The following is a 13,738-nucleotide window of genomic DNA, read 5'->3' as shown; positions in this document are numbered from 1 at the left end:
TCTCGTACCTCGTGAGTACGGTGTGCGTGGTGCGGGATCTGGTCAAGACGTACCCCGCCGCGCGCGGCAGAAGGGGCACGCCCGGGACACCCGAGGTGCGGGCCACCGACGGGATCAGTCTCGACGTCCGGCGCGGCGAGATCTTCGGCCTGCTCGGACCCAACGGCGCCGGCAAGTCCACCCTCGTCCGCCAGCTCACCGGGCTCATGCGCCCCGACTCCGGCAGTGTCGAACTGCTCGGCCACGACCTGGTGCGCCACCCCGAGCGGGCGGCCCGGCTCGTCGGCTACCTCGGCCAGGAGTCCACCGCCCTCGACGAACTGACCGTCGCCCTCGCCGCCGAGACCACCGGGCGGCTGCGCGGGCTGACCGTACGGCAGGCACGCGACGAACGCGACGCCGTCCTCGACGAGCTCGGACTGACCGCCCTCGCCGCGCGCCCCCTCAAGAAGCTGTCCGGCGGCCAGCGGCGCCTCGCCTGTTTCGCGGCGGCCCTCGTCGGCGAGCGGCCCGTCCTCGTCCTCGACGAGCCGACGACCGGCATGGACCCCGTCGCCCGGCGTGCCGTGTGGGCGGCGGTCGACCGCCGGCGCGCCGAACACGGCGTGACCGTGCTCCTCGTCACCCACAACGTCATCGAGGCCGAGACCGTCCTCGACCGCGTCGCCGTCCTCGACCACGGGCGCGTCATCGCCTGCGACACCCCCTCCGGGCTCAAGGAGCGGGTGGCGGGCGAGGTCCGCGTCGAGCTGGTGTGGCGCGAGCGGGCACCGCTGGACGTCCCCGAGGTCGCCGCGCTGCAGGACTTCGCGCAGGAGTCGGGCCGCCGCTGGGTGCTGCGCCTCGCGCCCGAGGAGGCGCGGGCCGCGGTCGCCGCGGTGACGGGCGGGGCGGCGTTCGCGGCGCTCGACGACTTCACGCTGGCCACCCCGAGTCTGGAGGACGTGTACTTGGCACTCGGCGGGAACGCGACGAAGGGGCTGGTCAAGGCGTGAGCATCATCTCCGCCGCGACGGCGAGGACCGTGCGCGGGGCTGTGCCCGTCCCGGAGGAGGCCGCACCGCTCGCGCCACGGGCGCGACTGCTGCCGGCGCTCGCCGCGGTGTACCGCGCACAGCTGTCCCGGGCACGGGTCGCCCGGATCCCGCTGCTGTTCGTGGCGACCTTCCAGTCCGTCGGCATCATGATCCTCATGCGCGGGGTCGTCGACGGCGGCACCGAGGCGAGAGCGGTCGTCGCCGGCGCGAGCGTCCTCGTCGTCGCCTTCGTCGCGCTGAACCTGCTCGCGCAGTACTTCGGGCAGCTGCGCGCCGGGGGCGGCCTCGACCACTACGCCACGCTGCCGGTGCCGCCTGCGGCGGTGGTGCTCGGGGCGGCGGGCGCGTACGCCTCCTTCACCGTGCCGGGCACCGTCGTGACGGCGGTCGCGGGCAGCGTGCTCTTCCAGCTGCCGCTGACGCACCTGTGGGTGCTGGCCGCGGTGATCCCGCTGTCCGGCGCGGCACTGGCCGGCCTCGGCGCGGCCCTCGGCCTGCTCGCGCCGCGCCCGGAGCTGGCCACGCTGCTCGGCCAGCTGGGCATGTCGGCGGCGCTGCTGCTCGGGGTGCTCCCGGCGGACCGGCTGCCGGGACCGATCTCGTACGCGCGCGACCTGCTGCCCTCCACGTACGGTGTTGAGGCGCTCGCCCGTACCTTCGACGCGCGTCCCGACTGGGCGGCGGTGGGCCTGGACCTGGCGGTGTGCGCGGCCGTCGGCGTGGTCTCGCTGGCGGTGGCGACGTGGGCGTACCGGCGGGCGGCAGTCCGGTGAGGCGTCACTCGGGTGGGCCTGGCACGATGGCGGTGTGACCGCACCGCTGACTCCTCCTCACCGGCCGAACCGGCAGCCCTCGGGCGACAACCCCTGGCAGGCGCCGCCCACCGGGCCCGTCCCCGCGGACGCGACCTGGACGGGCGACGGGCCGACTGGGAAGGACGGGCCTGAGGCGGACGACCTGAGGAAGGACCTCAAGGACGGCGCCGTGGTGCTGGTGGCCGTGACGGTGCTCGGTGTGGTGCTCGGACTGCTGTGGCTGTGGCTGGCACCGCGGGTGCCGCTGGTGTCCAACGAGACCGGGGTCTTCCTCAAGGACACGGAGGGCGAGGCGGCCATCGGCGCGGACGGAACGTTTGTGCTGCTGGCGGCCGGGCTGGGCGCGCTGAGCGCGGCGGCCGTCTTCCTGTACCGCCGCCGCGGCGGGATCGTCCTGGTGCTGGCCCTCGCGCTCGGCGGCCTGCTGGCGTCGCTGCTCGGCTGGGGCGTGGGCGTCTGGTTCGGCCCGACGCAGGACGTGGTGGAACATGCGCGCCAGGTGGGGGAGGGCGTGACGTTCGACGCGTATCTGGAACTGGGTGCGAAGAACGCGCTGCTGGCGTGGCCGTTGGCGGCGATGGCGGTGCACTTGGGCCTGACGAGCCTGTTCGCCCCCCACGACCCCGAGCCGACCCCGCCCCGGCACGGCGCCTGGCCGTAACCGGTGGCTCCGCCCCCGGCCCCGTGCGCTCCCGCCCGGGTTGTTCCCCCACCCCGCCCCACCCCGTAACCGGGGTCTCCGCCCCCGGACCCCTGCGGCTGCAGCCCCGGACTCCGGGGGCTGTGCCCCGGTGGGCTTGCGCCCGGCGGGCGCAGTTTGGCTCCGCCCGGACCCCTGCGGCTTCGCCGCCGGGTCGGGCGGCCCTGCTCCGTGGCGGGCGCGGGCTGGGCTCGGACCCGGCGCCGGGCATCGTGCACCGGGCAGGCGTGGGTCGTGGCTTCGCCCCAAGCCCGCGGTCGTACGTATCGGGCGGCCCCTGCCTGCGCTGCGTGCGCTCAGCGCCGCCCGGCTATGGGGCTCAGGGCTGGAAATCTCAGCCCCGCCGGCGTTTGAGGCGCGGGGTTCGGGGCGGAGCCCCGACGAGGGGGAGTCAGGCGCGGCCGATGGGGGCCAGCTTCGCCGACGTCAGGGTGGCCAGCGCCTCGGGGGACAGCTCGACCTCGAGCCCGCGGCGGCCCGCCGAGATGCAGATCGTCTCGTGCGCCGACGCCGACGCGTCCAGCACGGTCGGGAGGCGCTTGCGCTGGCCCAGTGGGGAGATGCCGCCGCGCACGTAGCCCGTCGTGCGTTCCGCCGCCGCCGGGTCCGCCATCGTCGCGCGCTTGCCGCCCACCGCCGCCGCCAGGGCCTTCAGGTCGAGCTGGCCCGCGACCGGGACCACCGCCACCGTCAGCACCCCGTCCACGTCCGCGACGAGGGTCTTGAAGACGCGGTCCGCCGGTACGCCGAGCGCCTCCGCCGCCTCCTCGCCGTACGACGGCGTCGACGGATCGTGGTCGTATGCGTGGAGCGTGAACGGCGTACCCGCGGCCGTCAGAGCCACCGTCGCCGGCGTGCCACCCGTGCCGCCCGACTGCTTCTTCTGCTTCTTCGCCACCTTCAGTGGTCCCTCCCGTCAATTGGGGCTCGTCCTCTGCCGCGTGAGGTCCACCATCGGCAGCGACGGAAGGGCCCGCAGCACCGCCGTCTCCGCCCGCAGCAGCTTCAGTTCCTCGCGCAGCCGCGTCGCGGTGTCCGGCGCCTGGAGCAGCCGCTGCTTCGTGGGGGTGTCCAGCACCGCCGCCGCGGCGACCAGGTACGACACCACCGAGGGCTCGTCCGGCAGCTCCGCCCCCGTCGAGAGCGTCCGCTCGCGCGCCCCCGCCAGCCGCTGCTGGTACGTGCGGAAGGCCCGCAGTACGCCCTCGGCGAGCGCGCCGGCGCCGTCACCCGGCTTTTCGGGGACGTCCTCCACCTCCGCCGTCAGGAACGGACCGCTCGCGTCCACCGACAGCAGCCTCACCCGGGTCGTACCGGTCGCCAGGACCTCGAAGCTGCCGTCCTCCCGCTCCCGGATCGTCGCCGCGTCCGCGACGCAGCCCACCCGGTGGAACGCCTGGATCGGGTCGGACCCGAAACCGGCGGCCGGTCCGCGCTCGACGACCGCCGTCGGGTCGGGCATGCCGGGCGCGGTCTGCGCCACCTCCCGCCCGTCCCGGATCGCGACGACGGCGAAGCGCCTCGGCTCGTCCTCCTCCGTCTTCAACAGCTCGCGCATCATGGCGCGATAACGCTCCTCGAAGACGTTCAGAGGCAGCACGAGCCCAGGGAACAGCACCGAGTTCAGCGGGAAGAGGGGGAGGCGAGCGGTGGTCACAGCGCTCAAGAGTAATGGGCTCGGGTACGGGCCCCACGCCCGCGCCCGCGCAGCGGCATCGTGGACGCGACCTCGATCCGCACCCCGTCCCGGGCCCGCAGGAACTGCCCCAGCGGATCGTCCGTCACCGACGTCCAGGGGAAGGAGGTCGCGTACGGGCCGATCAGCCGGAACTGCTCCAGTGCCTCCGCCCACCGTCCCCGCGCCACGAGGACGTACGTGAGCAGGTTGCGCATCTCGGCCGGCCACGGGTCCCCGGCGGCGTAGTCCGCGGACAGCGCAATGGCCAGATCCGCCGCCGCGTCGATCCGGTCGTCCTGGACCGACGTGGTCGGCTCGCTGGTCAGCAGCTGGGCGAAGGCGGCCCGGACCGGCAGCGCCCGGACCAGCGAGCCGGGCAGCGCGTCGGCCGCCGCCTCCTCCGCGAAGTCGAAGCACTCGCGGTGCGAGCCGTACCACTGGGCGGACAGGTACTGCAGCGCGGCCACATGGCAGCCGTAGTGGTGCGACGACCGGCGGATGGCCCGCTCCCACAACGACTCGAACGCCGTGTGCGTCGCATGCGTCCCGCGGGCGTGGTCCAGCGCGATGCGCCACGGCACCGGGTCCTTCGGTTCGGCGTCCGCCGCCGCGTCGATCAGCGGGCCGACCTCCCGCAGCCGCTCGGCACGCGCCGGCGACTCCCACGCCCGCGCCACCGCGAGCTGCGCCTTCACGAGCAGGGCGTCCGCGTCGCGGGGCGAGGCGCTCAGCCAGCCGGCGAGCCACTCGTCCCGGTTGCGGGCGAAAGCGGCGAGACGCGACACGTACCGGTCGCGGTTCTCCCATTCGGCTGATTCCCGCGTGGTCGCAAGCAGCTTCGCGGCCCCTTCGTACTCGCCCTCGGCGGCCGCGACGAGGGCGGGACCGAGCCGCTCGTCGGGGGCGTCGAGCAGCACCGCGTCGTCGGGCACGAGGCCGTCCGACAGTCCGGGCGCAAAACGGATCATGCGCGCGGTACGGGTCAGGGCGCGGAGGAATGACATGGTGCGGACCATTGAAAACCGCAGGTGAACGCCGCGCCAGAGCCCGCCTGTGAATCTTTGGTAGCGGCGGAAAGGTTGCTCGGGAGCCGGTCAAGACACGGCAAAGAAACACCGTTCGGCACCTCATCCGCGCCGCAGCAGACGGGAGGCTCCCGCCGCCACTGTGGTGGCCAGAATCCAGCCGAGAAGGACCAGTGCCGCCGAAGCCCATTGCCAGCGCTCGTCGAGTCTCCAGTATCCGTCCTGGCCGAGATTGATCACCGGAATGAGCAGATCGAGAGCATAGAGAGCCGGATTCCACTCCGGGTGCTCCCCCTTCTTGATCGGCTCCGGGCCCACCTGCGCGAAGGCGATCGCGCCCGCCGCCCACAGCACCGCCATCCACAGCGCCGCCCGGCCGGGCCGGTAGCCGTACGCCACGGTCCAGTCCTGCAGGAAGCCCCACAGCTTCGCGGCCAGCGGCAGCGTCTCCCGCCGCCGGCGCTGCTTGGCCAGCAGCACCTCCCGGGCGTCCGCGTCCTCGCCGCTGTTGCGCAGGACGGTCGCGAGCCGTTCGTACGGCTCCGGGGAGTACTCGGGCGTCGCCGAGGCCACCCACTCCAGCCGGCGCGACAGCGGGAACTCCTCGTACGGGACGAGGTTCTCGTAGACGAAGCCGCCCATCGCCAGACCGCCCGGCCCCGGCCAGCTCGCCGCCAGGTCGATCAGCGTCACCACCTTGGCGCCGTTCAGCACGACCCGGCCCTCCTCGGGGCGCTCCGCGTTGAACCGCAGCTCCGGTGTGGTGATCCGGCGCAGCGACAGCTCCTCGTGCGGGCTCAGGCAGAACCGCGCGCGGTTCAGGTCGACCGCGTCGCCGAACCGCCCGTCGTCCAGGCGCACCCCGCCGTAGCACTCGAAGGGCTGGAGCCGCGAGCCGCGCACCGCCGTGCCGTCGGCGGCGATCCCGAACGGGGGAGTGGCGCCCTGGTTGCCGGTGGCGATGCTGACCCACGCGCCTGTCATGTACAGCGTGCGCTCCACGCTCAGCTGCGGGGCGTTCAGCGCGCGCCGCTCGGCGGCCGCCCGCAGCCGGCTGCCGCGCAGGCTGAGCGAGACGCCGATCTTCGCGCCGCGCAGGCTGAACTCCCCGTATGTCTCGATCAGTTCGGCCTGTAAGTCCTGCGCGACGGACAGGCCGTCCGCGGTGATGGCGCGCCCGCGGCGGTCCGGGCGCACATGGATCTGGTTGATCAGCAGGTCCGTGCCGATCTGCGCGTCGGTGAGCCGGATGCCGTGCTCCACCCGGCAGCGCGGCATGTGCAGATCGCCCTCCGTGCGCAGCCGGGCCGCCTCGACGCGCGGAATCGCGCAGCCGACCAGGCGCACGGTCGTGAAGTGCGCCTCGGGCATCAGCAGTTCGTTCTCGAAGCGGCAGCCGTTGAGCTCGACGTAGGGGCCGATGCTGCCGCCGGCGAGCTTGAGCGTGCCGGTGATCTGGACGCCGCGCAGCTTGAGCGCGGCGACCCGGCCCGGCCGTGCGGACGGCCCGCTGAGCAGCAGCCGCGCCACGATGGACGCGCGGACGCTGCGCTCGGGGCCCCAGGGGCGGGGGGAGAACGGGTCGTTCAGCAGGGGATCGGTGTCGCTGAGGTCGTACGTGCTTCCGTTTCTGAAGGCGTTCCACATGTTCTGCTCGGTCGGGCTCAGTCCCTCCGGGGGCCCGTCGTCAAGCGGCTCAGTCACTGCCGCTCCTCCGCTCGTTGGCTCGTACAGCTGTTCTTCCCGCTGAGTGACGGCCTGAACGCTAGTGGTGATGGTCGGCCGGAGATGACTGAGGTGGCTGTTTTTGGCCTCCGGGAGCGGTGGGAGCCGGGTGACGGGCGCGCCCGTATCAGTCACTGATACGGAAAACAACCGTCGGATCCGGTCTGAGAGAATTGGTTCCGTGATCTCTCGAATCGATCTGCGCGGCGACGCCCTCCCGGAGGGCGGCGCTCTGCGCGACCTGCTGCCCCGTGCCGATTTCGACGTGGAAGCCGCCCTGGAGAAGGTGCGGCCGATCTGCGAGGACGTGCACCATCGTGGCGACGCGGCGCTGATCGAGTACGCGGAGAGGTTCGACGGGGTCGTCCTCGACCAGGTGCGCGTGCCCGCCGCCGCCCTCACCCGGGCGCTGGGCGAGCTCGGCGCCGAGGTCAGGGCCGCCCTGGAGGAGTCGATCCGGCGCGCCAGGATCGTCCACCGCGCCCAGCGCCGCAAGGACCACACCACGCAGGTGGTCTCCGGCGGCACCGTCACCGAGAAGTGGGTCCCCGTCGACCGCGTCGGGCTCTACGCTCCCGGCGGCCGGTCCGTCTACCCCTCCTCCGTGATCATGAACGTGGTGCCCGCGCAGGAGGCCGGCGTCCCGTCCCTCGCGCTGGCGTCCCCCGCGCAGAGAGAGTTCGGCGGCCTGCCGCACCCCACCATCCTCGCGGCCTGCGCGCTGCTCGGCATCGACGAGGTGTACGCGGCGGGCGGCGCCACCGCCGTCGCGATGTTCGCGTACGGCACCGAGTCCTGCCCCGCGGCCAACATGGTCACCGGCCCGGGCAACATCTGGGTCGCCGCGGCCAAGCGGTACTTCACCGGCCGCATCGGCATCGACGCCGAGGCCGGCCCCACCGAGATCGCGATCCTCGCCGACTCCACCGCCGACCCGGTGCACGTCGCCGCCGACCTGATCAGCCAGGCCGAGCACGACCCGCTGGCCGCCGCCGTGCTCGTCACCGACTCCGAGGAACTCGCCGCCGCGGTCGAGCGCGAGCTGGAGCCGCAGGTCGCGGCCACCAAACACGTCGAGGACCGGATCAGGCCCGCGCTGGCCGGCAGGCAGTCCGCGATCGTCCTCGTCTCCTCGGTCGAGGACGGCCTCAAGGTCGTCGACGCGTACGGCGCCGAGCACCTGGAGATCCAGACCGCCGACGCCGCCGACATCGCGGCCCGCGTCCGCAACGCGGGTGCGATCTTCGTCGGCCCGTACGCGCCCGTCTCGCTCGGCGACTACGCCGCCGGCTCCAACCACGTCCTGCCCACCGGTGGCTGCGCCTGCCACTCCTCGGGCCTGTCCGTGCAGTCCTTCCTGCGCGGGATCCACATCGTGGACTACACGCGCGACGCGCTCGCCGAGGTAGCCCACCACGTGGTGACGCTTGCCGAGGCGGAGGACCTGCCCGCGCACGGGGCCGCCCTCAAGGCGAGGTTCGACTGGAAGGTGCCGGGACAGTGAGCGAGAACATCGGCAACACCCCCTTGTCCCCTTGGGACGAACTGCCGATCCGGGACGAGCTGCGCGGCAAGTCCCCCTACGGCGCGCCCCAGCTCGACGTCCCCGTCCGGCTGAACACCAACGAGAACCCCTACCCGCTGCCCGAGCCGCTCGTCGAGCGCATCGCCGAGCGCGTGCGCGACGCCGCCCGCGGGCTGAACCGCTACCCCGACCGGGACGCGGTCGAGCTGCGCACCGAGCTGGCGCGCTACCTCACCCGCACGACCGGGCACGAGGTCTCGCTCGCCAACGTCTGGGCCGCCAACGGCTCCAACGAGGTCATCCAGCAACTGCTGCAGACCTTCGCCGGCCCCGGCCGGGTCGCCATCGGCTTCGAGCCGTCGTACTCCATGCACGGCCTGATCTCCCGCGGCACCGGCACCGGCTGGATCTCCGGCCCGCGCGACGACGACTTCAGCATCGACGTCGCGCGGGCACGGGCCGCCATCGCCGAGCACCGCCCGGACGTCGTCTTCGTCACCACGCCCAACAACCCCACCGGCACCGCGGTCGACGCCGACACCGTCCTCGCGCTGTACGAGGCCGCGCAGGCGGCCAAGCCGTCCCTCGTCGTGGTGGACGAGGCGTACGTGGAGTTCAGCCACCACCCCTCGCTGCTGCCGCTCATCGAGGGCCGGCCCAACCTGGTGATCTCGCGCACCATGTCGAAGGCGTTCGGCGCGGCCGGGCTGCGCCTCGGCTACCTGGCCGCGCACCCCGCGGTGGTCGACGCCGTCCAGCTGGTGCGCCTGCCGTACCACCTGTCCGCCGTCACCCAGGCCACCGCGCTGGCCGCCCTGGAGCACACCGATACGCTGCTCGGGTACGTCGAGCAGCTGAAGACCGAGCGGGATCGGCTGGTCGCGGAGCTGCGCGCCATCGGCTACGAAGTCACCGACTCCGACGCCAACTTCGTGCAGTTCGGGCGCTTCGACGGCGAGGGCGGCGCGCAGGCGATGTGGCGGAAGATCCTCGACCACGGCGTGCTGGTCCGGGACAACGGCGTACCGGGCCGGCTGCGGGTCACCGCCGGCACGCCCGAAGAGAACGACGCGTTCCTCGATGCGGTTCGCGCACTGAAGAAGGAGCAGAGCTCATGAGCCGCACTGGACGGGTCGAGCGCACCACCAAGGAGACCTCGGTCGTCGTCGAGATCGACCTCGACGGCACCGGCAAGGTCGACGTCGCCACCGGCGTCGGTTTCTTCGACCACATGCTGGACCAGCTCGGCAGGCACGGCCTGTTCGACCTGACCGTCAAGACCGACGGCGACCTGCACATCGACACCCACCACACCATCGAGGACACCGCCCTCGCGCTCGGTGCCGCCTTCAAGCAGGCCCTCGGCGACAAGGTCGGCATCTACCGCTTCGGCAACTGCACCGTGCCGCTGGACGAGTCCCTCGCCCAGGTCACCGTGGACCTCTCGGGCCGCCCGTACCTCGTGCACACCGAGCCGGAGAACATGGCCCCGATGATCGGCACCTACGACACGACGATGACCCGGCACATCCTGGAGTCCTTCGTCGCCCAGGCGCAGATCGCCCTGCACGTCCACGTCCCGTACGGGCGCAACGCGCACCACATCGTCGAGTGCCAGTTCAAGGCCCTCGCCCGCGCCCTGCGCTACGCCTCGGAGCGCGACCCGCGCGCCGCCGGCATTCTTCCTTCCACGAAGGGCGCGCTCTAAGACAATGACCGGTCTGTCCACCATCCTCATCGTCGTCGGGCTGTTCCTCGCTGGCGGCGTCTACTCCTTCTCCAAACAGAAGATGCCCAAGGGGCCCGTCGTGCTGCTGGCCGCGGCCTCCGCGATGTGCCTCGTCGCCGGCGTCCTGCGGATTCAGGGAATCTGGGAGTAGCACCATGAGCGCACAGAAGAAGGTCGTCGTCTTCGACTACGGCTTCGGAAACGTCCGTTCCGCCGAGCGCGCGCTCGCGCGCGTCGGCGCGGACGTCGAGATCACGCGTGACTACGACAAGGCCATGGAGGCCGACGGGCTCCTCGTCCCCGGCGTCGGCGCCTTCGCCGCCTGCATGGAGGGCCTGACCCAGGCCCGCGGCCACTGGATCGTCGACCGCAGGCTCTCCGGCGGCCGGCCCGTCATGGGCATCTGCGTCGGCATGCAGATCCTGTTCGCGCGCGGCATCGAGCACGGCGTCGAGACCGACGGCCTCGACGAGTGGCCCGGCACCGTCGGACCGCTGAAGGCGCCGGTCGTGCCCCACATGGGCTGGAACACCGTCGAGGCGCCCGCGGACAGTGAGCTCTTCGCCGGAGTCGACGACGACGCGCGGTTCTACTTCGTGCACTCCTACGCGGTGCACGAGTGGAACTTCGAGGCCACCAACGCCGCCATGCGCGCGCCCAAGGTCACCTGGGCCACGCACGGCGAGCCCTTCGTCGCCGCCGTCGAGAACGGCGCGCTGTGGGCCACCCAGTTCCACCCCGAGAAGTCCGGCGACGCCGGTGCCCAGCTGCTGACCAATTGGATCGAGACGCTCTGATGCCGAAGCTTGAACTCCTCCCCGCAGTCGACGTCCGTGACGGCCAGGCCGTCCGCCTCGTCCATGGCGAGTCCGGTACGGAGACCTCCTACGGCTCCCCGCTGGAGGCCGCCCTCGCCTGGCAGCGCGCGGGCGCCGAGTGGCTGCACCTCGTCGACCTGGACGCCGCCTTCGGCACCGGCGACAACCGCGACCTGATCGCCGAGGTGGCAGTGAGCATGGCGGATCACGGCCTCAAGGTCGAACTGTCCGGCGGTATCCGCGACGACGCCTCCCTCGCCGCCGCACTCGCCACCGGCTGCCGCCGCGTCAACCTGGGCACCGCCGCCCTGGAGACCCCCGAGTGGGTCGCCAAGGTCATCGCCGAGTACGGCGACAGGATCGCCGTCGGCCTCGACGTGCGGGGCACCACCCTGCGCGGCCGCGGCTGGACCCGCGACGGCGGCGACCTGTACGAGACCCTGGCCCGCCTCGACTCCGAGGGCTGCGCCCGGTACGTGGTCACCGACATCGCCAAGGACGGCACGCTCCAGGGCCCCAACCTGGAGCTGCTGAGGAACGTCTGCGCCGCGACCGACAAGCCCGTCGTCGCGTCCGGCGGCGTCTCCTCCCTCGACGACCTGCGCGCGCTCGCGTCCCTGGTGCCCGAGGGCGTCGAGGGCGCGATCGTCGGAAAGGCGCTGTACGCCAAGGCGTTCACGCTGGAAGAAGCCCTCGCGGCGGTGTCCGCATGACGGCAGCCGTACGCCGGATCGGCTCGGGCGGTCCGTGGGAGGAGTCCTTCGGATACTCCCGCGCCGTCCAGCTGCCGAACGGCCTGGTCCTCGTCTCCGGCTGCACCTCCGTCGTCGGCGGCGGGATCTCCGCGGGCGGACCGTTCGAGCAGACGATGACCGCCTTCTCGGTGGCGCTCGACGCCCTGAAGGAACTCGGCCTCGGCGCCGAGGACGTCGTGCGCACCCGTATGTACATCACCCATGCCCGGGACGTGGACGAAGTGGGTCGCGCACACAAGGAGTTGTTCGGTGCGGTCCGTCCGGCCGCGTCGATGCTCATCGTCTCGGGCTTCGTCGACCCGTCGCTGGTCGTCGAGGTGGAGGTCGAGGCGTACCGGCCCACCGCAACCGAAGGAGGTGCCGCATGACCCTCGCGGTCCGCGTGATCCCCTGCCTGGACGTCGACGCCGGCCGGGTCGTCAAGGGCGTCAACTTCCAGAACCTGCGCGACGCGGGCGACCCCGTCGAGATGGCCAAGCTGTACGACGCCGAAGGCGCCGACGAGCTCACCTTCCTCGACATCACCGCCTCGTCCGGGAACCGGGAGACCACCTACGACGTGGTGCGCCGCACCGCCGAACAGGTCTTCATCCCGCTCACCGTCGGCGGCGGCGTACGCAGCGCCGAGGACGTCGACAAGCTGCTGCGCGCGGGCGCCGACAAGGTCGGCGTCAACACCGCCGCCATCGCCCGCCCGGAGCTGATCCGCGAGATCGCCGAGCGGTTCGGCCGCCAGGTGCTCGTTCTGTCCGTCGACGCACGGCGGACGGCGTCGGGGTCGTTCGAGGTCACCACGCACGGCGGCCGCAAGGGCACCGGCATCGACGCCGTCGAGTGGGCGCACCGGGCCGCCGAGCTGGGCGCCGGCGAGATCCTGCTCAACTCGATGGACGCCGACGGCACCAAGGACGGCTACGACACCGAGATGATCGCGGCCGTGCGCAAGCACGTGACGATCCCGGTGATCGCCTCGGGCGGCGCCGGCAAGCTGGCCGACTTCCCGCCGGCCGTCGACGCGGGCGCGGACGCGGTGCTCGCCGCCTCCGTGTTCCACTTCGGCGACCTGCGGATCTCGCAGGTCAAGGACACCCTGAGGGCGGCGGGCCACCCGGTCCGCTGACCTCGTCGCGAAGGGGTCCCGGGATCTTGTCCCGGGACCCCTTCGTGACGACGTCCGCGTCGTGTGCGCCCGGACCCGCGCTGCCGTGGAGCGCGAGGCCCGTCTGCCGGCGGACCGGCTCGGCGCGTTGCCCCCCGCCGGCGCCTCCGCGGCCCTACACCCCCAGCTGCGCCTCACGGACCCGCGCGATCGCGTCCTTGTCGCCCTCCAGGTCCACCCGCGCGGCGTCCTGGCGGCCGAAGGCGAACAGCGTCAGCTCGCCGGGCTCGCCGGTCACCGTCACCACGGGCGTACCGCGATGGGCCACCGTCGTCTGCCCGTCCGGCCGGCGCAGCACCAGACCCACCGGCGACCTGCGCCCGAGCAGCCGTGCGCCCTTCTCCAGACGCGACCACAGAACGTTCTCGAAGACCTTGTCCAGGTCACGCGGCGCCCAGTCCGGCTGCGCCCGCCGCACGTCCTCGGCATGGACGAAGAACTCGATCGTGTTCGCCGCCTCGTCGACCTGCTTGATGGCGTACGGGGACATCCGCGGCGGCCCCGTACGGATCAGCTGGACCAGCTCGTCGTACGGCTTCGCCGCGAACTCCGCCAGGATCCGCTCCGCACGGTCCTTGAGCGCCTTGATCAGGATCCCGCCGGCGGCGTCCGGCCTGCGCTCGCGCATGACCACGTGGGCCGCCAGTTCGCGCGTCGTCCAGCCGTGGCACAGGGTCGCGGCCTCCGGGCCCGCCGCCTCCAACACATCGGCGAGCAGAAGTCGTTCACGCTTCGCATGGGTCGACATGACCGCCAGCGTACGGCCGCCCCG

At 72.7% G+C, this 13,738-nt stretch carries 16 protein-coding genes; 11 read left to right on the top strand and 5 right to left on the bottom strand.

The window, feature by feature from the left end:
* The first annotated feature begins 29 nt into the window (after nt 1-29).
* From ACLB9X_RS01265 to ACLB9X_RS01255, 3 genes are read left to right on the top strand one after another with little or no spacing between them, the layout of a single operon-like run.
* Nucleotides 30-995 carry an ABC transporter ATP-binding protein gene (locus ACLB9X_RS01265; protein WP_410358601.1) on the top strand — a complete coding sequence of 322 codons (966 nt, stop codon included), beginning with the start codon at nt 30-32 and terminating at the stop codon, nt 993-995.
* Nucleotides 992-1,810 (top strand): ABC transporter permease, encoded by an 819-nt coding sequence (locus tag ACLB9X_RS01260; protein ID WP_410358287.1) that lies wholly within the window; start codon nt 992-994, stop codon nt 1,808-1,810. Before ACLB9X_RS01265 ends, ACLB9X_RS01260 begins: the two co-directional genes overlap by 4 nt.
* 34 nt (nt 1,811-1,844) lie before the next feature.
* Nucleotides 1,845-2,513, top strand: a complete 669-nt coding sequence (locus ACLB9X_RS01255) for an ABC transporter permease (RefSeq protein WP_410358286.1) — start codon at nt 1,845-1,847, stop codon at nt 2,511-2,513.
* Nucleotides 2,514-2,943: 430 nt separating this feature from the next.
* On the opposite strand, the gene ybaK is transcribed toward ACLB9X_RS01255, so the two are convergent.
* The 4 genes from ybaK to ACLB9X_RS01235 all read right to left on the bottom strand — a co-directional run bounded on the left by ybaK (nt 2,944) and on the right by ACLB9X_RS01235 (nt 6,959).
* Nucleotides 2,944-3,450 (bottom strand): Cys-tRNA(Pro) deacylase, encoded by a 507-nt coding sequence (gene ybaK / locus ACLB9X_RS01250; protein WP_410358285.1) that lies wholly within the window; start codon nt 3,448-3,450, stop codon nt 2,944-2,946.
* An 18-nt stretch (nt 3,451-3,468) separates the two neighbouring features.
* Nucleotides 3,469-4,209 (bottom strand): LON peptidase substrate-binding domain-containing protein, encoded by a 741-nt coding sequence (locus tag ACLB9X_RS01245; protein ID WP_410358284.1) that lies wholly within the window; start codon nt 4,207-4,209, stop codon nt 3,469-3,471.
* 5 nt (nt 4,210-4,214) lie between these two features.
* Nucleotides 4,215-5,246 carry a hypothetical protein gene (locus ACLB9X_RS01240; protein WP_410358283.1) on the bottom strand — a complete coding sequence of 344 codons (1,032 nt, stop codon included), beginning with the start codon at nt 5,244-5,246 and terminating at the stop codon, nt 4,215-4,217.
* A gap of 111 nt (nt 5,247-5,357) precedes the next feature.
* The gene (locus ACLB9X_RS01235) at nt 5,358-6,959 is read right to left on the bottom strand and encodes an oxidoreductase (protein ID WP_410358282.1); all 1,602 of its coding nucleotides are present in this window, start codon (nt 6,957-6,959) and stop codon (nt 5,358-5,360) included.
* Between the two features lie 202 nt (nt 6,960-7,161).
* Here ACLB9X_RS01235 and hisD point away from each other — a divergent pair, with 202 nt between their 5' ends.
* Genes hisD through hisF form a run of 8 tightly spaced genes read left to right on the top strand, consistent with a single transcriptional unit; the run spans nt 7,162 to nt 12,927 of the window.
* Nucleotides 7,162-8,484 (top strand): histidinol dehydrogenase, encoded by a 1,323-nt coding sequence (gene hisD / locus ACLB9X_RS01230; protein ID WP_410358281.1) that lies wholly within the window; start codon nt 7,162-7,164, stop codon nt 8,482-8,484.
* Nucleotides 8,481-9,623, top strand: a complete 1,143-nt coding sequence (locus ACLB9X_RS01225; RefSeq protein ID WP_410358280.1) for a histidinol-phosphate transaminase — start codon at nt 8,481-8,483, stop codon at nt 9,621-9,623. The genes hisD and ACLB9X_RS01225 overlap by 4 nt, the downstream gene beginning before the upstream one ends.
* On the top strand, nt 9,620-10,213 hold the full coding sequence (hisB, locus tag ACLB9X_RS01220; RefSeq protein WP_177148749.1) for an imidazoleglycerol-phosphate dehydratase HisB: 594 nt from the start codon (nt 9,620-9,622) through the stop codon (nt 10,211-10,213). The genes ACLB9X_RS01225 and hisB overlap by 4 nt, the downstream gene beginning before the upstream one ends.
* A gap of 4 nt (nt 10,214-10,217) precedes the next feature.
* Nucleotides 10,218-10,385 carry a hypothetical protein gene (locus ACLB9X_RS01215; protein WP_410358279.1) on the top strand — a complete coding sequence of 56 codons (168 nt, stop codon included), beginning with the start codon at nt 10,218-10,220 and terminating at the stop codon, nt 10,383-10,385.
* A gap of 4 nt (nt 10,386-10,389) precedes the next feature.
* Nucleotides 10,390-11,031, top strand: a complete 642-nt coding sequence (hisH, locus tag ACLB9X_RS01210) for an imidazole glycerol phosphate synthase subunit HisH (protein ID WP_410358278.1) — start codon at nt 10,390-10,392, stop codon at nt 11,029-11,031.
* Nucleotides 11,031-11,765: a bifunctional 1-(5-phosphoribosyl)-5-((5-phosphoribosylamino)methylideneamino)imidazole-4-carboxamide isomerase/phosphoribosylanthranilate isomerase PriA gene (gene priA / locus ACLB9X_RS01205; RefSeq protein ID WP_410358277.1), complete on the top strand. Its 735-nt coding sequence runs from the start codon at nt 11,031-11,033 to the stop codon at nt 11,763-11,765. The genes hisH and priA overlap by 1 nt, the downstream gene beginning before the upstream one ends.
* Nucleotides 11,762-12,175 carry a RidA family protein gene (locus tag ACLB9X_RS01200; protein ID WP_410358276.1) on the top strand — a complete coding sequence of 138 codons (414 nt, stop codon included), beginning with the start codon at nt 11,762-11,764 and terminating at the stop codon, nt 12,173-12,175. The genes priA and ACLB9X_RS01200 overlap by 4 nt, the downstream gene beginning before the upstream one ends.
* Nucleotides 12,172-12,927, top strand: a complete 756-nt coding sequence (gene hisF, locus ACLB9X_RS01195; RefSeq protein ID WP_410358275.1) for an imidazole glycerol phosphate synthase subunit HisF — start codon at nt 12,172-12,174, stop codon at nt 12,925-12,927. The genes ACLB9X_RS01200 and hisF overlap by 4 nt, the downstream gene beginning before the upstream one ends.
* Nucleotides 12,928-13,081: 154 nt before the next feature.
* On the opposite strand, the gene ACLB9X_RS01190 is transcribed toward hisF, so the two are convergent.
* On the bottom strand, nt 13,082-13,714 hold the full coding sequence (locus ACLB9X_RS01190) for a TIGR03085 family metal-binding protein (RefSeq protein WP_410358274.1): 633 nt from the start codon (nt 13,712-13,714) through the stop codon (nt 13,082-13,084).
* Nucleotides 13,715-13,738: the final 24 nt, after the last annotated feature.

Origin of the sequence: Streptomyces sp. 5K101 (genome assembly GCF_046506645.1) — a bacterium.
Lineage (GTDB): Bacteria > Actinomycetota > Actinomycetes > Streptomycetales > Streptomycetaceae > Streptomyces.
The sequence above is the reverse complement of the archived record's forward strand: the minus strand, read 5'-3'. Positions and strand labels throughout refer to the sequence as shown.

Bases quoted from the DNA above. Each gene is read 5' to 3' on its own strand.
- ACLB9X_RS01240 (WP_410358283.1), bottom strand. From the start codon at position 5,246: ATGGTCCGCACCATGTCATTCCTCCGCGCCCTGACCCGTACCGCGCGC.
- hisB (WP_177148749.1), top strand. From the start codon at position 9,620: ATGAGCCGCACTGGACGGGTCGAGCGCACCACCAAGGAGACCTCGGTC.
- hisH (WP_410358278.1), top strand. From the start codon at position 10,390: ATGAGCGCACAGAAGAAGGTCGTCGTCTTCGACTACGGCTTCGGAAAC.
- ACLB9X_RS01200 (WP_410358276.1), top strand. From the start codon at position 11,762: ATGACGGCAGCCGTACGCCGGATCGGCTCGGGCGGTCCGTGGGAGGAG.
- ACLB9X_RS01190 (WP_410358274.1), bottom strand. From the start codon at position 13,714: ATGTCGACCCATGCGAAGCGTGAACGACTTCTGCTCGCCGATGTGTTG.
- priA (WP_410358277.1), top strand. From the start codon at position 11,031: ATGCCGAAGCTTGAACTCCTCCCCGCAGTCGACGTCCGTGACGGCCAG.
- ACLB9X_RS01215 (WP_410358279.1), top strand. From the start codon at position 10,218: ATGACCGGTCTGTCCACCATCCTCATCGTCGTCGGGCTGTTCCTCGCT.
- hisF (WP_410358275.1), top strand. From the start codon at position 12,172: ATGACCCTCGCGGTCCGCGTGATCCCCTGCCTGGACGTCGACGCCGGC.